Genomic DNA, 15,845 nt, shown 5'->3' with positions numbered 1-15,845 from the left:
ATCCTTTTTAACGACACCTTCCATAACCCAGTCCATGGTTGACCCATTGGCACTGGGACTCGCTGTCACGATCGTTCTCGTGGTGGTCGTCTTACACTTCGCGCGGGGGACCGAGTGGGAGTCTGCCGAAGACATCACCGACGAACTGCTCGAACGTCGAGCGAAGACCGTTCCCGAGACCGACTTCCCCGAGCCGATGAACCGCTCGATCGGTGGGGGCGCTTCGGCGGCAGCAGCAGGCGCCGTCGCCGGCGGCGAGGGCGGCGGGACCGGCGAAGCCGAACTCGAGGGTGGCGCCGACGAGGAAACGAGCCCGGGGGAGATCCCCGACGACGAGGTCGAATACTTCGACGTCGAGTTCGTGAATGAGGGCAAGACGGTGGAGGTCGCGAACAACGAAACGCTGCTCGAGGCCGGCGAGGACGAAGGGTGGGACATGCCGTACGCCTGCAGGCAGGGCCAGTGTGTCTCGTGTGCCGGTCGGATTGCGGACGGTCCCTCCGAGGACTACGTCGTCCACGACAACCAGCAGATGCTCGAAGCGGCGGAACTGGAGGACGGATACACCCTCACCTGCGTTGCGTACCCCCGCGAAGAATTCTCGCTGGAGACCAGCGAAGCGCCCTGACCGAACGCTGCGCCCCGACCGATCACTGCGCCCCGACCGATCGTGTCTCACAGCGACATTCGCCGACGAACATCGCCGTCGTTCCACCATCGTCGTGAGCGCGGTGGTCTGGGCGTAGCCGAGCGTCGCGCTCTTGGAGAGCACCCACCAGAACACGCCGATTGCGAGCACTGCCTGTCCGCCGATACCGCCGAATAGCGCCACTTCGCGAACCCAACCATCCGGAACGCTCACGGGTTTTGAATCGGCACAGATCGGGAAACTGTCTTGTCGGCTCCGGACGACCGGAGGACATGGAACTGGAAACCGTACAGATCGATCTCGACACTGAAACCCCGACGGTCGTGCTCCACGAGGAGGACGCCCGGGAACTGGGCATTCATCCGATGGATCGCGTCCAGCTCCGCTACGACGACGGGACCGCCATCGGCGTCGTGAAAGTCACGACCGGACTCGTCGCGGTCGGACAGATCGGCGTCACTCATCCGCTTACACACCTCCAGGGAAGCGTCGGCGTCCAGCCGGCCCCGCAGCCACAGTCGTTGCGGTACATCCGTCGCAAGCTCCAGGACATCGAGCTCGACCGCTCGGAGATCCGGACGATCGTGCAGGACCTCTACCACGATCGGCTCACGGACGTCGAACTGTCCGCGTACATCGCCGGCGTGTACGCCAACGGGATGTCACTGGGGGAGACAATCCACATGACCGAGTCGATGGCAGACGTGGGGGATCGGATCGAGTGGGGAGAGCCGGTCGTGGCGGACAAACACAGCATCGGTGGCGTGCCTGGAAACCGGACGACACCGATCGTCGTGGCGATCGTCGCGGCCGCGGGCGTGAAGATCCCGAAAACTTCTTCGCGAGGAATCACGTCTCCGGCGGGGACGGCCGACACGATGGAGGTGTTTTGTGACGTCGAACTGGACGCAGACGAGATCCGTCGAGTCGTCGGGGAAACCAACGGTTGTCTCGTCTGGGGTGGGGCAATCGAGCTGTCGCCCGTCGACGACCGCATCATCCGCGTCGAGACGCCGCTATCGCTCGATCCCGAGGGCCAGGTGATCGCGTCGGTGCTCTCGAAAAAGCGCAGCGCGGGTTCGACCCACGTCGTGATCGATATCCCGTACGGGGAAAGCGCCAAAGTTACGAGCCACACCGAGGCACGGAAGCTCGCGAGGGACTTCAAGCGCGTCGGCGAGCGACTCGACATGCGGATTCGGTGTGCGATCACCAGAGGGGACGGCCCGATCGGAGTGGGGATCGGTCCCGCACACGAGGCCCAGGACGTGCTCGAAGTGCTGCAGGGGGACGGACCGCCGGACTTGCGATCGAAAGGCGTTCGGCTCGCGTCCATTCTGCTCTCGGAGTGTGACGTCGACGCCGACGCCGAGGAGATCCTCGGGTCGGGGCGAGCCCTCGAGACGTTCCGATCGATCGTGGCCGCACAGGACGGCGATCCGGACGTCTCGGTCGACGACATTCGGGTCGGAGAACACACCCGGACACTCACTGCCGGCCGCGACGGCGTGGTCGCACACGTCGACAACTCGGTGGTGAGCGAACTGGCACGGCGTGCGGGTGCGCCGAAGGACATGGCGGCGGGACTGCAGATGCATACAGGAGTTGGAAAAGAAATCACCTCGGGCGACCCAGTGGTGACGGTCTACGCGGATTCGGAGCCGAAACTCGAGGACGCGATTGCGCTCTCCGAACGGGCGGAGGTGATCAGGATACTTCACCCGGACGAGACGCTGATCGAGCAGCTTTGAGGGGGGTTGGGCGGACCCTCAGCCGTCCGTTCGGTCGGCTGCCGACGCGACCGCGTCTTCGACCTCTTCGTAGGGGGGTTCCAGACTCGAATCGTCGGCGATCCAGCTGTAGGTAATCGTTCCCGCCTCGTCGAGCACGAACACCGCGCGCCCGGCGACGGTCGGCACGCCGATCCCGTCGAAGGAATCCCGAACCCCGTAGGCGTCGACCGCGGATGCATCCGTGTCGCTCACGAGGCCGAACGGGAGGTCGTGCTCCTCCCGGAAGGCGTTCAGTGCGAACGGGAGGTCGGTCGACACGCCGAAAACGGTCGCATCTACCTCGGCGAACGTCGAGAATTCGTCCCGAAACCGACAGAATTCGTCGGTGCAGGTGGACGAAAACGCTGCCGGGAAGAACGCGAGCACGACGGGACCATCCCCGAGGTGTTCTTCGAGGGTGAACTTCGAGAGGTCACCGTCGGCGAGCGATCCCACGATGTCGGGGGCGGTGTCTCCGACTGAAACCATATTGCAATCTAAGCGCGCGACTACAAGCCTTTTGGGCAAACTACCAGCTATCATCGGCACGGTCGATTATCGTCGGCACGGTCGAATACGGTGTCGACGAAAAAATCGAAAATGGAGTAATCGGCCGGGAGCGTCCCCGGCGCTGCCGGGCGTCAGGCCGCTAACCGCTCGAAGGCGTCGATCCGCCGGTCCATTCCCCTACACCACCCCGAACCCGCCGAGCAGAAGCCGGATTCCGATCACCGCGAGCAGGCCCAGAACGACTGCGCGCCGCCGCGTTTCGCTCACCCGGTCGCGGAACCGCGCTCCGACCCGGACGCCAAGAACGGCGGGAACGACGGCCCCGAGGGATCCCGCCACGAAAGCGAGATCGGGGTACAGCCCGAGGACCCCCGCGGCCGCGACCCTGACGCCGTTGAGTCCGAGAAACACCATCGCGACGACGCCCACGAACAGCCCGTGGGAGAGGTCACAGCTGCGAACGTACGCCACGAGCTGGACGCCGACGTTGGTGGCGCCGAACAGCACCCCCGAGACACCACCGACGCCGGCCATCGCCCCCGGAGATTCCACGAAACAGCCCTCCCGAATCCGACCGATTCCCGGAATCGAAACCGATTGCTGTGCGGTCGCGACGAACCCGAGCGAGACGAGGCCCAGGCCCACCCGCAACGGCGCCTCCGGGAGCCGTTCGAGCAGTACCATCCCGACGATCGTACCCAGCAGTGCTGCACCCAACAGCGGCCCGAACCGCCGGCCGCACGTCCGAAGCTGTGCTCCAGAGAGCTCCCCCACCAACGAGAGGTTTACGGCGAAGATCGGGAGGATCATGAACACGACGGCCGCCGCCGGATCGAGCACCGTCGCCAGCGCCATCGTCCCGACGACGGCGAATCCGAACCCTGCGACGCCGTTTACCGCACCGGCGACGGCGGCCACCGCTGCGACGGCGACGACGAGTTCCGGCGTGAACGCAATCGACACGTCGGGTATACTCCGGAGATCCAGTTAAGTGGTCGCCGGATTGGCGACTCGGTGGCACGAGCGAGCCGGAGCGCGAGCGCCCCGTGTAACCGAACTGCACAACCGCGCCACCGTAATCCCCCCTAGCGACCTCATTGGTATATGATGACACGTTACAGCTCCCGGCGATCGGTACTCGCGGCAGTCGCCGGCGCGGGTCTCCTCGCCGGCTGTACCAGTACGGCCCGTCCGGTGACCGGTGGAGCGGACTCGGGGATCGATTCCGCGGGGGACACCGTGTCCGACGTTCCTGAAGACTTCGACCCCGTTCTCGTGGGTGAGGATCCCCCCGACGGGGAACCGTCGGACGCGCCCCCATTCGGCGACCGCGTGCTCCCGTTGCCCCTCTCGCCAGCCGAGTTGCGTGACCGTGCGACCGACGGCGGGCCGCCGAAGGACGGGATCCCGTCGATCGACGACCCCGAATTCCTCGACGTGGGGGACGCCGAGGCCCCCGATGACGACGTGATCGTCCTCGGAATCGTCGGCGACGACGAGGCGAAGGCGTACCCACGTCGGGTGCTCGTTCAACACGAGATCGTCAACGACCACCTCGACGGTGTCCCTGTCGCGGTAACGTACTGTCCGCTCACCGGCACCGCGTTAGGATTCGAGCGTGGCGACACCGAGTTCGGCGTCTCGGGGATGTTGCTCAACAACAATCTGATCATGTACGATCGCAACCTCGATCGCTGGTGGCCCCAGATCCCGGCGGTTTCGATCCCCGGACCCTGGCACGATACGCCCGGCGGTGCGACGCTTCGCGAACTCGACGTCGTCCGGACGACGTGGCGAGCCTGGCGGAACCGACATCCGGACACGGTCGTCCTCTCGGAGGCGACGGGCTACGCCCGGAATTACGACCGCGACCCGTACGGTGCTCGGGGATACTACCAGAACGACAACACGATATTCGGAAACATCCACGAGAGCGACCGATACCATTCGAAACGATGGGTGTATGGCGTTCGAAACGAATCCGGTGCGGCTGCGTATCTTGCCGATTCGGTCCTCGAGTCCGGCGTGGTCCACGGCGCGGTCGGAGACGTCCCACACGTCGCAGTCTACGATCCGGGACTTGACACCGCAATCGTCTACCGGAACCCGGACGATGAGACCTTCGAGTTTGCAGAGGGTCTGGTACACGATCAAAATGGGAACGAACACCCGCCGGAGGATCTCCCACTCGAGCGGGCGCTTTCGTTCGATGCGTTCTGGTTCGGGTGGTTCGCATACTATCCACAAACTGCTGTATACGAGTGAGTTACTCGATGAAAACGTTACGCCGGACAGTTACTGCGCTTCGATTGACGTTTCGGCACCGTGGGGCGAGCCGAGTGATCGGTCTCACGACTGCTGTGTATCTTTTCGTCTACCTGTATGCGATCGACCAGCTCCAGGTCGGGGACGGTCGGTTTGGTGTCGTGATCGCCAGCGATCCAGCCGCAATGCTGTTCCGGCGCACGTTCGGGACGTTCACCTACGAGCCAGTTGCCCTCTTCCGACTCGGCGTCGTCACCTACCTGTTCTCCTTCAACACGGTTCTCGGGCTGGCGCTCGCCGCGCTCGCCGGGGTCAATCTGGGCGTGTCGTATCTCGCCTGGCGCCAGCCCGCCGCCTGCGGGCTCGGCTCCCGGTCGGCTGGCGCGCTCGCCGGGATTCCGGCGCTACTGTCGGGCTCGGCATGCTGTGCCCCGGTTATCGTCATTCTGCTGGGGGTGCAACTGACCGGCGGACTCCTGCTCGCTTTCGAACTCCTGATCCCGATTGCGGTGATCCTGTTGCTGGCGACGCTGCTGTTGATAAGCCGACAGATCGACCCCGAACGCGCGCCGGTTTAAAAGTACGTTCGTTCGTTATCTCAAGCAGTAGCATACGCCGAGCGAAGCGAGGCGCGAGTAAAACGAGCGCATCGGAACTGCGAACGGGGAGCGAAGCGAGGCGCGAGTGAAACGAGCGCCTCGGAAATGTGAACGGGGAGCGAAGCGACCCGTGAGCGACCCGTGAGCGACCCGTGAGCGACCCGTGAGCGACCCGTGAGCGAAGCAAATCGGTTTACCGCTGGCGAGGACCGGAGGGACGAGCCAGCGGCTTTTTTGGTCCAGATTTTTTGGCGGGGGTCGAGAGCGCTCGCCGAGCGCTCGAGGCCCCCGTTAAAAAAGGTGGAGTCCCGAGACGACACGCCTTTTTCGTCGCCGCACGACCGACCGGTATGGAACCGAAGCAGGAGCTGTCGAGCATCGACCTTGCGGCCCTCGTCACCGAACTGCACCGCTACGAGGGCGCGAAGGTCGACAAGGCGTATCTGTACGGCGATGATCTGCTCCGACTGAAGCTTCGGGACTTCGATCGTGGTCGCGTCGAACTGCTCGCCGAGGTCGGGGAAATAAAGCGCGTGCACGTCTCCGATCCCGAACGGGTGGCGGACGCGCCGGGGCGGCCACCCAACTTCGCGAAGATGCTTCGAAACCGAATCGCGGGGGCGGACCTGGCTGCAGTCGAGCAGTACGAGTTCGACCGCATTCTCGTCTTCGAGTTCGAGCGGGAGGATCAGGATACCACGCTCGTCGTGGAGCTGTTCGGGGAGGGCAATATCGCCGCCCTCGACGAGAACGGCGAGGTGATCGGCTCGCTGGAGACGCTACGACTCAAGTCTCGAACTGTCGCCCCCGGCGTCCAGTACGAGTACCCGTCCTCCCGGCTCAACCCGCTGACGGTGGGCTTCGATCGCTTCTCCCGACGGATGGACGAGTCCGACAGCGACGTGGTCCGCACGCTTGCGACACAGCTCAACCTCGGCGGTCTGTACGCCGAGGAAGTGTGTGCCAGGGCCGGGATCGAGAAGACAACGCCCATCGAGGAGGCCGACGACGAGCTGTACCGGGCGGTGTACGACGCGTTGTCACAGCTTCGAGAACGGCTGTCGTCCGGCGAGTTCGATCCGCGAGTGTACCTCGAGCCGGCAAGCGACGACGGGGACGAGGAAACCGCCGAGGAAAACGGACGCGTCGTCGACGTCACGCCGTTTCCCCTCGAGGAGCGGGAGTCACAGTCCCTGAAAAGCGAGCCGTACGACTCCTTTAACGCTGCCCTCGACAGCTACTTCCACCGACTGGAGCTCACAGAGGAAAGCGACGGCGACGCCGGCGACGACGGGCCGGAACTCGAAGAGGAAATCGCCCGCAAGCGACGGATAATCGATCAGCAGAAGGGCGCGATCGAGGGGTTCGAGGAGGACGCGAACCGAAAGCGACGGCGCGCAGAACTGCTGTACGAGAACTACGACCTCGTCGACGAGGTGCTCTCGACGGTCCAGTCGGCCCGCGAGGAGGGGGTTCCGTGGGACACAATCGAAGAGAAATTCGTGACGGGCGCCGACCGCGGTATCCCGGCCGCCGAGGCCGTCGTCGACGTCGACGGCAGCGACGGGACGGTGACGCTCCAGCTCGACGACGAACGCGTCCAGCTCGATGCGGACGTCGGCGTCGAGCGCAACGCCGACCTGCAGTACAAGGAGGCAAAGCGGATCGAGGGGAAAAAGGAGGGAGCCCTCGAGGCGATTCAGGAGACGCGCGAGGAGCTCGAACGGCTCGAAGAGCGCAAAAAGCGGCGCGAACGCGGGGAACTGGAGGCAGACGACGGCGAGGACGGCGACGGCGAGAGGGACGACGGCGAGGACGGCGACGGCGAACGACGGTCGCCCGACTGGCTCGCACGTTCGTCGATACCGATCCGGAAGTCCGACGAGTGGTACGAGCGGTTCCGATGGTTCCACACGAGCGACGGGTTCCTGGTGATCGGGGGGCGAAATGCCGACCAGAACGAGGAACTCGTCAAGAAGTACATGGAGTCGAACGACCGCTTTTTCCACGCGCAGGCCCACGGCGGACCGGTGACGGTCCTGAAGGCGACGGGGCCGAGCGAACGCTCCCGCGAGGTCGAGTTCCCGGAGACGAGCCTCGAGGAGGCGGCGCAGTTTGCCGTCTCTTACTCCTCGGTGTGGAAGGACGGACGCGGCGCGGGAGACGCGTACGCCGTTTCGCCGGAGCAAGTGTCGAAAACACCCGAAAGCGGAGAGTACCTCGAAAAAGGCGGGTTCGCGATTCGGGGTGACCGGACGTACTATCGTGACGTCCCCGCCGAAGTCGCCGTCGGCGTGCAGGTCGAGCCGCAGTCGCGTGTGCTGGGCGGACCGCCGAGCGCAATCGAGCCCAGAACGGCCACGAGCATCCGGCTCCGGCCCGGGAAATATGCCCAGAACGACGCCGCGATGCTGTGTTACCGGGAGCTCAAAGACCGGTTTACCGACCAGTCGTTCGTCCGCAAAGTCGCCAGTGCCGACCGAATACAGGAGTTCCTCCCCCCTGGCGGAAGCCAGCTCGTGGAGTGACCTCGTGGAGTGACCTCGTGAGACGGGAACCTGTCCTCCGATCCCGGCCACAGCGCCGTCGCGACGTACCGAACACCTGAGGGAACCCCGGACTCAAAACCCCGAGGTAACTTATAGGTGTTAAATAAAAAGCCTAATAGTTAATCCGAAAACCCGCCATACTCGGGGACGAGGGATCTTCCGATGGTAACCGTCGAAGTCGATCAAGACCTGTGTATTGGCGATGAAATCTGTGCGTCGACCGTGCCGGACATCTTCGAGATGGACGACATGGACGGGCTCGCGTACGTCGTCGACGGCAATGAGGAACTCGACGACGAGTCGCTCGTCGAGATGGCCCGGGAGGCCGAGCAGGCCTGTCCAGTCGACGCGATCACCGTCTCCGAGTAACGTCGCACACGGACGAACCACGTCGTTTCGATCGCGGATTTTTTCCGGTCGCCACACGGGTCACCTCCCCCGCTTTATTCGGTTCCCCCGTGCGAACAATTCACACGGGAGTGTCTGTCTGCCGCAGGTTTTGACGGCGGTGAATGTCTCGTTCCGACCGGTTCGGACCTGGTCCGATTGGTCGACTCTTTTATACACCAACGTCAAGACAATACCGTATGCTCCGGGACGCGCTTTCGGTGCTCCCCCGCTCCGACGACGGGATCGGAACGGCGATCGTCGGCGGGGTTTTGCTTTTTCTGACCGTCGTCGTCGTTCCGCTGTGGGTCGCGTTACTGGTTGCCACACCCGTTGCCCTGCTCGCGGCGCCGATCGCGCTCGCGCCGGCACTGGTCCTGCGTGGCTACTACGTGCGGGTGATCCAGAGCGGGCTCGCGGGGGAAACGAGCGTGCCGTCGTTCGTCGGATGGGGTGGGCTCTACCGGACCGGCGTCGCCAGCCTGCTGCTTTCGGGCGCGCTACTCCTTCCGGCTGCCGTCCTGGTCGCACTCGGTGGCGCCGCGGGCGCGGTCATCCAGCTCGGACGGGTCGATCTCGGCGGGATGGCCGAACCCGTCTACGCGGTTTCGATCGCGTTCCTCTCGGTGCTGCTGGTCGGCTACCTGTTGGCGTTCCTGTATCTCCGTCCCGCGGCGCTTTCCTGCTTTGCGGCCACCGGTCGGCTCGCGGCCGGGCTCTCCCCTCGGCGGATCCTTCGCGTGGCCGCCTCCGGCGGGTTCGCCACCGGATGGCTGGTCGCGATGTTCGTCACACTGGCCGGGTTGGTTCTCGTCGGACCGTTCGTGGCCGTCCTGATCGGGTTCCCGCTTCTGTTCGTCGTCAGGGTCGTCGCGCACAACCTGTACGGTCGCGGGGCCAGCGAGACGCTCGGTCAGGAAGCCAGCGAGACGCTCGATTCCACCGTCCCGGGTGACGCGAGGGACCCGACGGATCCGGAACGATCGGCCGGCGGGGTCGAGCCGGTAGCCATCGACGGAGAAATCCCTCCCGAACCGAGCCCGGAGATCCAGGTCGGGCGTCGGGTACCTCTCACCGCGAGCGACGTGCTCTCGCGGGCCGCGGCCAGGGAAGGGGAGTCGCTGCAGGCCGATCCCTCCGACGGAAACGGAGCCGAAGAGACGGGGGACGATTCCGCGTCGTTCGAGTGGGCTGACGTCGACGATCAGTGAAGAACAGCGTTAGTTTCCGGGACACTACTTAAATAGGAGGCTTCAGAACCAACGAGTATGTTCGGAGACGCGATCTCGTATCCGCGGACGAACGACGACTGGCTTCCGACGATCGCGATCGGCGGGATCCTGTTGATTCTTCAGTTCCTGCTCATCCCGATCTTCCTCGTGCAGGGATATTACGTCCGGGTGCTTCGGGGTGTGTCGCGTCGGGATGCGACGGCTCCGTCGTTCACGGAGTGGGGTGATCTCTTCGTGGACGGGCTCAAACTCTTCGTCGTCGGGCTCGGATACGGGCTGTTGATCGGAATCCCGGTGATGGTGCTCTCGGCGATCGGTGGTGGTGCCGGCGCCGCCGTCGGCGAGGGGGCCGGTGCCGTCATCGGACTGCTCGTGGGTCTGGTCGCGCTCGGCTACGCGATCGTCGTCTCGTACGTCGTTCCCGCGGCGGTCACCAACTTCGCCGTCGAGGACTCGATCGGCGCCGCATTCGAGTTCGGTACGCTCCGGGAGATCGTGACAACTGCCGAGTACGCCCGCGGGATCCTGTTTGGAATCCTCGTCGCGATCGTGGGCGGCATCGTCGGGATGCTCCTCAGCTTCCTGCTCATCGGTATTTTCGTGCTGTTTTACGTCCAGATCGCCGTCTACTACTGCTTCGCTCAGGGATACGCCGACGGGCGGAACGCCGCCGGGCTGCCGCGGCCGGCCTGACGTGGGCGGTTCCACGGGGCGATCGAAACGGAAGCGTTGTTAGCCGGGGTGTCGAACCCCGTTTCATGCGCATCGTCCAGCGCGGCCGCGGGGAGGAGGGCCGCGAACGGATCACAGTCGTGCCCGAGACGGTCGACGACCTGTGGCATCTCTCGCACGTCCTCGAGCCCGGGGACCGAATCGAGGGTGACACGACCCGCCGCATCCAGCGCGACGAGGAGAACCTCCGGGACACGGGTGGCCAGCGCGAACACCTTCACGTCACTATCGAAATCGAGGACGTGGAGTTCGCCAGGTTCGCAAACAGGCTCCGGGTCGGGGGAGTCATTGTGGACTGCTCCCGGGAGGACCAGCTCGGTCACCACCACACGCTCAACGTCGAGGAGCACGACGAAATCACCGTCGAGAAGGTGTTCAAACCCGACCAGATCGACCGGCTCGAAGAGGCCGAAGGAGCCGCAGAGAACCCCGAAGTCGCCATCGCGACCGTCGAGGAGGGTGCCGCCTCGATCCACACCGTCCAGCAGTACGGCACCGAGGAGTACGCCTCGATCACGCGACCGACGGGCAAAGGCGAGTACGCGAGGCCGCGTGCGGAGCTGTTTTCGGAGCTCGGGGAGGCGCTCTCGCATCTGGACCCCGACGCGATCATCCTCGCCGGGCCGGGGTTCACGAAGGCCGACGCCCGGAAGTACATCGAGGAGAATCAGTCGGAGCTTTCCGATCGGATCTCGATGGTCGACACCGCAAGCGTCGGCGACCGCGGCGTTCACGAGGTGCTCAAACGGGGTGCAGTCGAGGAGGTCCAGACGGAGACACGGATCGCCAGGGAGGCCGAACTGATCGACGAACTCACGAAGCGAATCGCCGAGGGAGAGAAAGCCTCCTACGGCCCGGAAGCGGTGGCCGAGGCGGCAGAGTTCGGCGCCGTCGAAACCCTGCTCGTACTCGACGAACGGCTCAGAACCGAACGACACGGGGAGGGCGACTGGGAGGTCGACGCCGACGACGTCATAGAGCGGGTCGAACAGCAGGGGGGTGAGGTCGTGGTGTTCTCCTCGGAGTTCGCACCCGGCGAACAGCTGAAGAACCTCGGCGGGATCGCCGCCCTGCTCAGATATCGACTCCAATGACGGACGGAGACGCGACTGACGATACGTCCCCCGAGGCGGCCGACGGATCCACTCCCGAAGCGGAAGAGGAACCGTCCTCGTTCCGCTCGCGGGCGACCGACCGACTCACCTACTGGTCCGACATGCTGTTTTTCGCTGGCGTGGAGTTTTCAGTTCTGTCGACGCCGGCGTTTCTACCCGCGTTTCTCGCCCAGGCAAGGTATCCGGACCTCGTTCCGTTGGCGGGGCTGAGCGCGATCGCACTCGGGGTGCTCTCGCTTGCGATCTTCCGGAGCCGGCGGATCGACGTCGGCGAGTGGCCCCGTCGCGGGGAGCTCTCGTCGGTGCCGTTCAGGCTCGTCTACTTTTCGGCACTTTTCGCAGTCGCGACGCTCGGGATCGCGTCCGTCGCCGTCTCCACCTTCGACACCGCCGGAGCGTTCCTCTTTGCGATGGTCGCCGGTGGGACCGTGGAGGTGGCCGGGCTTGCAGCCTTCCCGAGGGCGTACCGGGCGCTGTACGGCTCCCCGACGACGAAGCCGGCCCGGCGAGTTTGAGGCGTGTCAAACAGGATTTCGAGGAGCAGAAGGGACGAACGCCCCCGTCATTTCCCGGTCAGCGCTTCACTCGCAGGTGCGAAATCGATCTCGGTGCCACGACCCGCTTTTCGGGCACGTCGGTACAGCAGATACGCCCCAGCCGTGGTTTCGATTCCCGTCCCGCCGGAGTCGAACACCGTCACCTCCTCGGGACCCGTGCGTCCGGGTTCGACGCCGGCGACGACTTCGCCGAGTTCGGCGTGGACGTGATCCTCGTCGATCAGCTCCGCCTCCAGCGCGGCCAAAAACGAGCCGGCGTCCTGGGTCGCCCTCTCGCGGAGGTCGGGGACGTATCTCGCTCGCGCGATCGTCTCCGGTTCGAGTTCGTTTTTTCCGGGCGTGTACTGTCCCATCGCGGTCACGTGCGTGCCGGGTTCGACGTCGGCGTCGGCGAGCACTGGCTCGGACGCGTTCGTCGCCGTGACGACGACGTCGGCGCCGTCGACGGCGGCAGCCGCCGACTCGACGGGCTCGACCGCCGGATCGACGGCGTCGGTCGTCTCCTCGGCGAACGCCTCCCGATTCGCCGGCGTCGGTGAGTACACCCGAACGCGATCGAACTCCCGGACCGTCACTGCCGCCTTCAACTGTCCCCGCGCCTGTGCGCCCGAGCCGATGATCGCCAGTTCGGTGGCGTCCCCGCGGGCGAGCGCGTCGATCCCGACTGCACCGGCTGCGCCGGTTTTGAACGGGTTCATCGACGCCCCGTCGACGATCGCGAGGGGCTCCCCCGTGTCGGCGTCGAAAAGCGGTGTGACGAACCAGGCGTCGCCGGCGCCGAACCCGGCCGAGTACATGTATCCGCCCATCGCCCCCGTTTCGGGCAACACGGCGGCGTAGCCGGTGAACATCCCCGCTGGGTCCTCGCGGATCAGCTTCGTCCGCGGCTCGGCCGGGGCTCCCTCGCCGCGCTGTCGATACGCCTCCCGAACCGCGTCGACGTACTCTGCCGGCGTTGCGAGATCGGCCACCTCGTCGCTTCGAAGGAACAGTGCTTCGGTCATACTCGGGATTGCGGTTCCCGACGTCAAAACGTGTTCGGCCGACTCGACCGTTGGAACGAAAAACGCAACAGAAACGCAAATCAGTCCGCCTGTGTCGCCCCCGATTCGCTCCGTCCGACTGTCGAAGGTGTCGACCGCTGGGCGGGCGAGCGGTTCTCCCATTCGGTCGTCGGGGCCGCAACGAAGAGCGCATGGAGCATGAAGGCGAGGGAGGGAAGGGCCCCGACGAACACGGCGGCCGACAACGGCAACCCGTACGCGCTGAGGATCCCAGTGATTCCGATCAGCGATACGGGGATGAGCCCGAGAACGTGGTCGTAGTACCCAGTCATAATCTATCGCATACTATGTAAAATTGGTATATAAAATTTTCCCGTGACCAACCAATGACCATTCAAACACCATCTCGTAAATTGTGTATAACTTATGAAATGGAGATTCCGATTTCGGTGTATTTGAGGCTGCTATAGCTGGTTAAATCACCTGTGTGCTCACGTGTAGCGTGGTTTATTCTCGGGTAATAATCGGCCGCTTCGAAACGCGCTGGAGGCCGGGCATCCGCACTCGTTTGTCGGGGAAGTCGCTGCAGAGCGTGCCGCCATCGAACAGTTAAACAGTTCGCCGACGAGAGAAATCAGTAGTGAACCGCAACGACAGAGCGATCACCGCGCTCGTGATGATCGCCCACGCGATGGTCCACACCTACGAGATGGCGTTCCCCATCTTCGTGACCATCTGGTTGCTGGAGTTCGAGACGCTGTCGCTCGGCTTCACGTCGGTTGCAGTCAACGAGGCGACGCTGGGGGTCGTGTTGACGATCGGCTACGGGCTGTTCGGGCTCGGGGCGCTTCCGGGGGGCGTGCTGGTCGACCGCATCGGCTCTCGCCAGTTGATCACCGCCTGTCTCGCCGGCATGGGCGGCTCGTACCTCCTTTTGGGGCTGTCCCCGAGCCTGCTCGCCGTCGCCGCGGCGATCGTCCTGTGGGGCGTCGCTGCGAGCGTCTATCACCCGGCGGGACTGTCCCTCATTTCGAAGGGGGTCAACGAGCGGGGGACCGGCTTCGCGTACCACGGGATCGCCGGCAACCTGGGGATCGGGCTGGGTCCGCTCGTGGCCGCGATACTGCTGTTGCTGTTCGACTGGCGGTCGGTGGCGCTTGCGCTTTCGATCCCCGCGTTGCTCGCGGCGGTGTTCGCTCACCGTGCCCGGTTCGATCCGGAGGCTGCCGTAAAGCGACCGGACGAGACCGCCCCCGACGGGACGGCAGGCGACGCAGCCGCCGACGGAGGTTCGAAAGCGGAAAGCGGCGTCCAGTCGATCGCCGAGTTTCTAACCGAGTCGAAGCGGCTGTTCGCGGGGAGCTTCGTGTTCGTGTTTCTGATCGTGATGTTCTCGGGGCTCTACTACCGGGGCGTGTTGACGTTCCTGCCGGAGTTGCTCCGGGCGCTGCCCGGCTTCGAGGCGATCCCGGTTGCGGACTTGCTCCCCGGTCCCGTCGCGGAACTGCTGGGAGTCGATCCCGTCGACGGTGAGACGCTCGAACCGGGCGATTACTTCTACGCCGGACTGTTGATGATCGGCGTCGTCGGACAGTACATCGGCGGCAAACTCACCGACAGGTTCCCCGTCGAGTACGGCATCGCCGGGGCGTTCGGGATGCTCGGAGTGCTCGCACTGTCGTTCCCGATCGTCTCGGGGATGGGTATCGGTCCGCTGGCCGTCTTCGGCGTGTTCCTGGGCGTGTTCCTGTTCGTCGTGCAACCGCTCTACCAGGCAACGGTTGCAGAGTACACGCCGCCGGGAACGCGGGGGCTCTCGTACGGCTACACGTATCTGGGCGTGTTCGGCGTCGGATCGCTCGGCGCCGCCGTGGCCGGAACCGTGCTCGCGTACGCAGACTCGACGGCACTTTTCTTCGTGCTCGCGGCGTTTGCGGCGTCGGCGTCGCTACTGGGGCTGTATCTGGCGCGGTCAAAATAGTTCTCGCGTCCGATCGACCTATCCGAACAGTTTGAAGTACAGATATCGCCACCCGCCGAGGAACAGGGCGCCGCCAACGAGCATGATGGCCGCGAACACGACGGCGAACCCGCCGGCGAAAAGCGGCGATGCTCGCAGCGCCATCCCGACGACTGCAGCGAGTATCCACGACCTGACAGCCAGCGGAATCGACGACTTCGCTGACTCGCCCGCGCCGGGCGAGTAGGCTCCCACCAGCGGGGAGACGGCGATCCACCCGATCAGGAAGGGCGCGACGATGCCCGCCCACACCAGCGGGTTCTCCACGAGGTAGTCGCCGGGATTGTGTTGCAGAGCGCCGATGGTGAGAAAGGCGAGCAGGAACACGATGTCGCCCACGGCGATCGGTAACGTTCCGGGATCGATCCGCTCTTCGAGGAGCGACGCGATGTCCATATCCGGAGTTTACGCTCGGGAGTTAAGACTTGACTGGATTCGGACGCGCCGGCCCCGG

16 protein-coding genes are annotated in these 15,845 nt (G+C 64.8%); 11 read left to right on the top strand and 5 right to left on the bottom strand.

Features of this window, described 5'->3' with window-relative positions:
- Positions 1–34: 34 nt before the first annotated feature.
- Positions 35–628 (top strand): 2Fe-2S iron-sulfur cluster-binding protein, encoded by a 594-nt coding sequence (locus AArcSl_RS01030; RefSeq protein ID WP_119813868.1) that lies wholly within the window; start codon positions 35–37, stop codon positions 626–628.
- Positions 629–921: 293 nt separating this feature from the next.
- Positions 922–2,400, top strand: coding sequence for an AMP phosphorylase (locus AArcSl_RS01025; protein WP_119813866.1), 1,479 nt, complete (start codon positions 922–924; stop codon positions 2,398–2,400).
- A gap of 18 nt (positions 2,401–2,418) precedes the next feature.
- Here the strand turns inward: AArcSl_RS01025 and AArcSl_RS01020 are convergent, their stop codons facing one another.
- Together AArcSl_RS01020 and AArcSl_RS01015 are read right to left on the bottom strand one after the other, a co-directional pair.
- Complete coding sequence (locus AArcSl_RS01020; RefSeq protein WP_119813864.1) at positions 2,419–2,910, bottom strand: redoxin domain-containing protein; 492 nt, start codon at positions 2,908–2,910, stop codon at positions 2,419–2,421.
- A gap of 198 nt (positions 2,911–3,108) precedes the next feature.
- A complete protein-coding gene (locus tag AArcSl_RS01015) occupies positions 3,109–3,894 on the bottom strand; it encodes a sulfite exporter TauE/SafE family protein (protein ID WP_119813862.1) in 786 nt (261 codons plus the stop codon).
- 144 nt (positions 3,895–4,038) lie between these two features.
- Between AArcSl_RS01015 and AArcSl_RS01010 the strand changes: the two genes are divergently transcribed.
- The 8 genes from AArcSl_RS01010 (at position 4,039) to AArcSl_RS00975 (ending at position 12,325) form a co-directional block, all read left to right on the top strand.
- On the top strand, positions 4,039–5,196 hold the full coding sequence (locus AArcSl_RS01010; protein WP_119813860.1) for a DUF3179 domain-containing protein: 1,158 nt from the start codon (positions 4,039–4,041) through the stop codon (positions 5,194–5,196).
- A 74-nt stretch (positions 5,197–5,270) separates the two neighbouring features.
- The gene (locus tag AArcSl_RS01005) at positions 5,271–5,774 is read left to right on the top strand and encodes a hypothetical protein (protein ID WP_217563486.1); all 504 of its coding nucleotides are present in this window, start codon (positions 5,271–5,273) and stop codon (positions 5,772–5,774) included.
- 371 nt (positions 5,775–6,145) lie between these two features.
- The gene (gene rqcH / locus AArcSl_RS01000) at positions 6,146–8,323 is read left to right on the top strand and encodes a ribosome rescue protein RqcH (RefSeq protein WP_119813858.1); all 2,178 of its coding nucleotides are present in this window, start codon (positions 6,146–6,148) and stop codon (positions 8,321–8,323) included.
- 183 nt (positions 8,324–8,506) lie between these two features.
- Positions 8,507–8,713: a ferredoxin gene (locus tag AArcSl_RS00995; RefSeq protein ID WP_119813857.1), complete on the top strand. Its 207-nt coding sequence runs from the start codon at positions 8,507–8,509 to the stop codon at positions 8,711–8,713.
- A 218-nt stretch (positions 8,714–8,931) separates the two neighbouring features.
- Entirely contained in the window at positions 8,932–9,942 is a 1,011-nt protein-coding gene (locus AArcSl_RS00990; RefSeq protein ID WP_161945901.1) for a DUF4013 domain-containing protein, read from the top strand.
- A gap of 57 nt (positions 9,943–9,999) precedes the next feature.
- Entirely contained in the window at positions 10,000–10,656 is a 657-nt protein-coding gene (locus tag AArcSl_RS00985; RefSeq protein WP_119813853.1) for a DUF4013 domain-containing protein, read from the top strand.
- A gap of 65 nt (positions 10,657–10,721) precedes the next feature.
- The gene (locus AArcSl_RS00980) at positions 10,722–11,789 is read left to right on the top strand and encodes an mRNA surveillance protein pelota (RefSeq protein ID WP_119813851.1); all 1,068 of its coding nucleotides are present in this window, start codon (positions 10,722–10,724) and stop codon (positions 11,787–11,789) included.
- Entirely contained in the window at positions 11,786–12,325 is a 540-nt protein-coding gene (locus tag AArcSl_RS00975; RefSeq protein WP_245883319.1) for a hypothetical protein, read from the top strand. Before AArcSl_RS00980 ends, AArcSl_RS00975 begins: the two co-directional genes overlap by 4 nt.
- 47 nt (positions 12,326–12,372) lie before the next feature.
- On the opposite strand, the gene AArcSl_RS00970 is transcribed toward AArcSl_RS00975, so the two are convergent.
- Both AArcSl_RS00970 and AArcSl_RS00965 read right to left on the bottom strand, forming a co-directional pair.
- Positions 12,373–13,371: an ornithine cyclodeaminase family protein gene (locus AArcSl_RS00970; RefSeq protein WP_119813849.1), complete on the bottom strand. Its 999-nt coding sequence runs from the start codon at positions 13,369–13,371 to the stop codon at positions 12,373–12,375.
- 80 nt (positions 13,372–13,451) lie between these two features.
- On the bottom strand, positions 13,452–13,703 hold the full coding sequence (locus tag AArcSl_RS00965) for a hypothetical protein (RefSeq protein WP_119813847.1): 252 nt from the start codon (positions 13,701–13,703) through the stop codon (positions 13,452–13,454).
- Positions 13,704–14,047: 344 nt separating this feature from the next.
- Between AArcSl_RS00965 and AArcSl_RS00960 the strand changes: the two genes are divergently transcribed.
- Positions 14,048–15,352: an MFS transporter gene (locus AArcSl_RS00960; protein WP_119821630.1), complete on the top strand. Its 1,305-nt coding sequence runs from the start codon at positions 14,048–14,050 to the stop codon at positions 15,350–15,352.
- 18 nt (positions 15,353–15,370) lie between these two features.
- Here the strand turns inward: AArcSl_RS00960 and AArcSl_RS00955 are convergent, their stop codons facing one another.
- A complete protein-coding gene (locus AArcSl_RS00955; protein WP_119813845.1) occupies positions 15,371–15,787 on the bottom strand; it encodes a DUF3054 domain-containing protein in 417 nt (138 codons plus the stop codon).
- Between the last annotated feature and the right edge of the window lie 58 nt (positions 15,788–15,845).

This window comes from Halalkaliarchaeum desulfuricum, assembly GCF_002952775.1.
Classification (GTDB): domain Archaea; phylum Halobacteriota; class Halobacteria; order Halobacteriales; family Haloferacaceae; genus Halalkaliarchaeum; species Halalkaliarchaeum desulfuricum.
This window is presented reverse-complemented; position numbering and strand designations above follow the sequence as displayed.